This is a genomic window from Protofrankia sp. CiP1_Cm_nod4, assembly GCF_982290645.1.
In genome coordinates this window covers 2,214-5,482 of the sequence record NZ_CEVIVC010000022.1, presented here as the reverse complement: position 1 = coordinate 5,482, position 3,269 = coordinate 2,214, and the positions used below count along the sequence as shown (strand labels likewise).

The window sequence follows — 3,269 nt, the reverse complement described above, 5'->3', positions numbered from 1 at the left end:
GACCGGCAATGTTGACCGGCAATACCGACCGGCAATGCTGACCGGCAATGCTGACCGGCCTGACGGCAATGCTGACCGGCCGGCCTGACCGGCGAGGAAGGGTGCGCTCATCATGGGCAGGGTACAGGTCATCGGCGTCGGCATGATCCGCTTCGGGCGGGATGTGCGCCGCGGTGAGCGGGCCATGGTCGAGGAGGTCGTCGATCTCGCGCTGAAGGATGCGGGGATCACCGCGTCCGACGTGCAGCGCGTCTTCTCCGGCAACGCGGCCGCGGGCCTGGTGTCCGGGCAGGAGATGATCCGCGGGCAGGTGGCGCTGCAGGGCACCGGCCTGGCCGGGGTCCCCCTGGTCAACGTCGAGAACGCCTGCGCGTCCAGCAGTTCGGCGGCCGGTCTGGCGTTCGAGGCCGTCCTGTCCGGGCGCTGTGACGTGGCACTGGTCATCGGTGTCGAGAAGCTCTCGCACACCGAGAAGTCCCGGGCCTTCGACGCCCTGCGGGGGGCCACCGACGTCTCGGCCGTATCCCCCGCGGCGAACGGGCCGGCCACGAGCTCCGTGTTCGTCGACGTCTACGCCCAGGAGGCCCGGAAGTACCTGGCCGAGTACGGCGCGACGGCCGCCGATCTCGCCGCGGTCGCCGTCAAGAACCGTCGGCACGCCTCGCTCAACCCGCTGGCCCAGTTCCAGAAGCCGCAGACGGTCGAGGAGGTGCTGGCCGGGCGTGTGATCGTCGACCCGCTGACCCTGCCGATGTGCTCGCCGACGACGGACGGGGCCGCCGCCGCCGTACTGTGCTCGGAGAACTACGCCCAGCGGCTGGGCCAGGCCGGGTGTGCGGTACGCGCGACCCGTCTCGCCGCCGGTGCCGGGCCCGGCTCACAGCCGGTGGCCGCCGCCGCGGGCGCGGCGTTCGACGACGCCGGCCTCGGGCCCGACGACCTCGACGTGCTTGAGCTGCACGACGCCGCCGCGCCCGCGGAGATCCTCCAGTACGCCGACATCGGCCTGTGCGCCCCCGGCGAGGGGCACCTGCTCCTGCGCTCCGGCGCCACCGCCCTGGGCGGGCGGCTGCCGGTGAACGTCAGCGGGGGGCTGCTCAGCCGCGGGCATCCCATCGGGGCGACGGGCTGCGCGCAGCTCGTCGAGATCTACGACCAGCTCACCGGACGGGCCGGCGGCCGGCAGGTCGAGGGGGCCCGGGTGGGCATGGCCGTGAACGCCGGCGGCTGGCTGGCGGGTACCTACGCGGCCGCGGTCGCGACCATCCTTGAGAAGGTGGCCTGACGATGGGCAAGCGAGTCGATCTGGAGACCCTTTTCCACGAGCAGGTGGCCGACGGGGTCGTGCTGGTGACGCTCAACCGTCCGGACCGCGGCAACGGTGTCGTGCCGGAGCTCGTCCGCGACCTGCTGGCGGCGCTGACGGCGCTCGAGGCCGACCGCACGGTGCGCTGCCTGGTCCTCACCGGTGCCGGCCGGCAGTTCTCCGCCGGCGCCGACCTGAAGGCGATGCGGGAGTACATCGACCACCGGCTCGCCGTCGAGCAGGAGCCCTACAACGCCCGGGTGCTCTTCCCGGTCACCCAGCGGGTCGTCGCCTCGCGGCTGCCGACAATCGCGGCGATCAACGGCGGCGCCACCGCGGGCGGCCTCGATCTCGCCCTGGCCTGCGACCTGCGGATCGCCTCGACAGTGGCCAGGCTGGGCGAGACCTACATCAACATCGGGCTGCCGCCCGGCAACGGCGGGACGTGGTTCCTGCCCAGGCTCCTCGGCTCCGGCCTCGCGGCCGAGCTGGCCCTGACCGGCGAGCTGCTCGACGCCGCCCGCGCGCTCGAGATCGGGCTGGTCAACCGGGTGGTCGAGCCCGACGAGCTGATCCCGGCCGCCGTCGAGCTGGCCTCGAAGATCGCGGCGAAGTCCTGGCGGGCCGTCGAGGCGACCAAGCAGGCGCTGCGCTCGGCCTGGCAGGTCGATCTCGCCACCGCGATGACGACCAGCTACTGGAGCGTGGCGGCGCTGCACCACGGCCCCGACCTGTCCGAGGGCATCGACGCCTTCCTGCAGCGCCGCCCACCCGTCTTCAACCGCCCGGCCGGCCCCTGACGGAAACATCCGCGCCGGTTGCCCGCGCACACGGCGGGGCGGGGCGGGAGTATTCCGGACGGTCGCCGTGGGCGGCGGCGCCGGTTGCCCGCGCACACGGCGGGGCGGCCTGAAACTCCAGGTCATCCGCTGGGCGGAACAGCGGGGACCGGCTGCTGGACGGACCAGGCGGCGGGCAGCGCCAGGACCATCGTGAGCCCGCCGCCGGGGGTGTCGTCGGTGACGAGGGAGCCGCCCATGGCCTCGGCCAGGCCGCGGGAGAGGGCGAGGCCGAGCCCGACACCAGTGGTGTTGTCCCGGTCACCGAGGCGCTGGAACGGCTGGAAGACCCGGTCCCGGTTCTCCGCCGGGATACCGGGCCCACGGTCGATGACCCGCAGCTCGACCCTGTCCTCCAGCGCGCTCGCGGTGATGACGGGATGGGTCCCCGCCGGGGAGTGCCGCAGGGCGTTGGCGGCGAGGTTGACCACGATCCGCTCCAGCAGCGCGGGGTCGGCGTAGATGTCGGGCAGGCCGTCCGGCACCTGGATCTCCACCGTCCGGCCGGGTGCCCCGAGCTCGTCGAGGGCGTGCGGGACGACGTCGTCGAGACCGGTCTGGCGGGGGAAGACGCTGAGCACCCCGGCCTGCAGCCGGCTCATGTCCAGCAGGTTGTCGACGAGCCGGCTGAGCCGGTCCATGGACTCGTCGGCGGTGGCCAGCAGCTCCGCCTGCTCGTCCGGCGTCCAGACGACGTCCTGGCTGCGCAGGCTCGCGACGGCCGCCTTGGCCGAGGCCAGCGGTGAGCGCAGGTCGTGGCTGACCGCGGCCAGCAGGGCGGTGCGCACCCGGTCCGCCTCGGCCAGCGGCCCGGCCTCGGCGGCGGCTTCGGCGAGCCGGCGTTGCTCAAGGGCGAGCGCGGCCTGCACGGCGAACGCGGCGAGTATCCGGCGGTCCGCGGCCGGCAGTGGGCGTCCGCGTAACACCAGGGCGAGGTTGTCGCCGACCGGCACGTCCACGTCGCCCTCCTCGGGACGCGCGCACGGGTCGACGCCCACGCTGTGGACGGCACGCCAGCCCCGGCCGCCCGGGCGCGGCGGCCTGTCACCGTCCGTGGCGATGGCTGCCCGCGCGTCACCCGCTCCCCCGGTGCGCCGTACATCCTGCCCGTCCTGCCCGTCCTG

Annotated in this window: 3 protein-coding genes; 2 read left to right on the top strand and 1 reads right to left on the bottom strand. The window is 74.1% G+C overall.

All coding sequences use genetic code 11. The features are described from left to right. Positions 1-112 precede the first annotated feature (112 nt). Together AC5LSR_RS06820 and AC5LSR_RS06815 are read left to right on the top strand one after the other, a co-directional pair. Positions 113-1,285, top strand: a complete 1,173-nt coding sequence (locus AC5LSR_RS06820; protein WP_250282849.1) for a thiolase family protein — start codon at positions 113-115, stop codon at positions 1,283-1,285. 2 nt (positions 1,286-1,287) lie between these two features. Continuing rightward, complete coding sequence (locus AC5LSR_RS06815) at positions 1,288-2,106, top strand: enoyl-CoA hydratase/isomerase family protein (RefSeq protein WP_250282851.1); 819 nt, start codon at positions 1,288-1,290, stop codon at positions 2,104-2,106. A gap of 122 nt (positions 2,107-2,228) precedes the next feature. Here the strand turns inward: AC5LSR_RS06815 and AC5LSR_RS06810 are convergent. Next, positions 2,229-3,269: sensor histidine kinase (locus AC5LSR_RS06810; RefSeq protein WP_250282853.1), on the bottom strand; the 1,041-nt coding region annotated here is incomplete at its 5' end.

Coding starts and splice junctions, on each gene's coding strand:
- AC5LSR_RS06820 (WP_250282849.1), top strand. CDS start 113: ATGGGCAGGGTACAGGTCATCGGCGTCGGCATGATCCGCTTCGGGCGG.
- AC5LSR_RS06815 (WP_250282851.1), top strand. CDS start 1,288: ATGGGCAAGCGAGTCGATCTGGAGACCCTTTTCCACGAGCAGGTGGCC.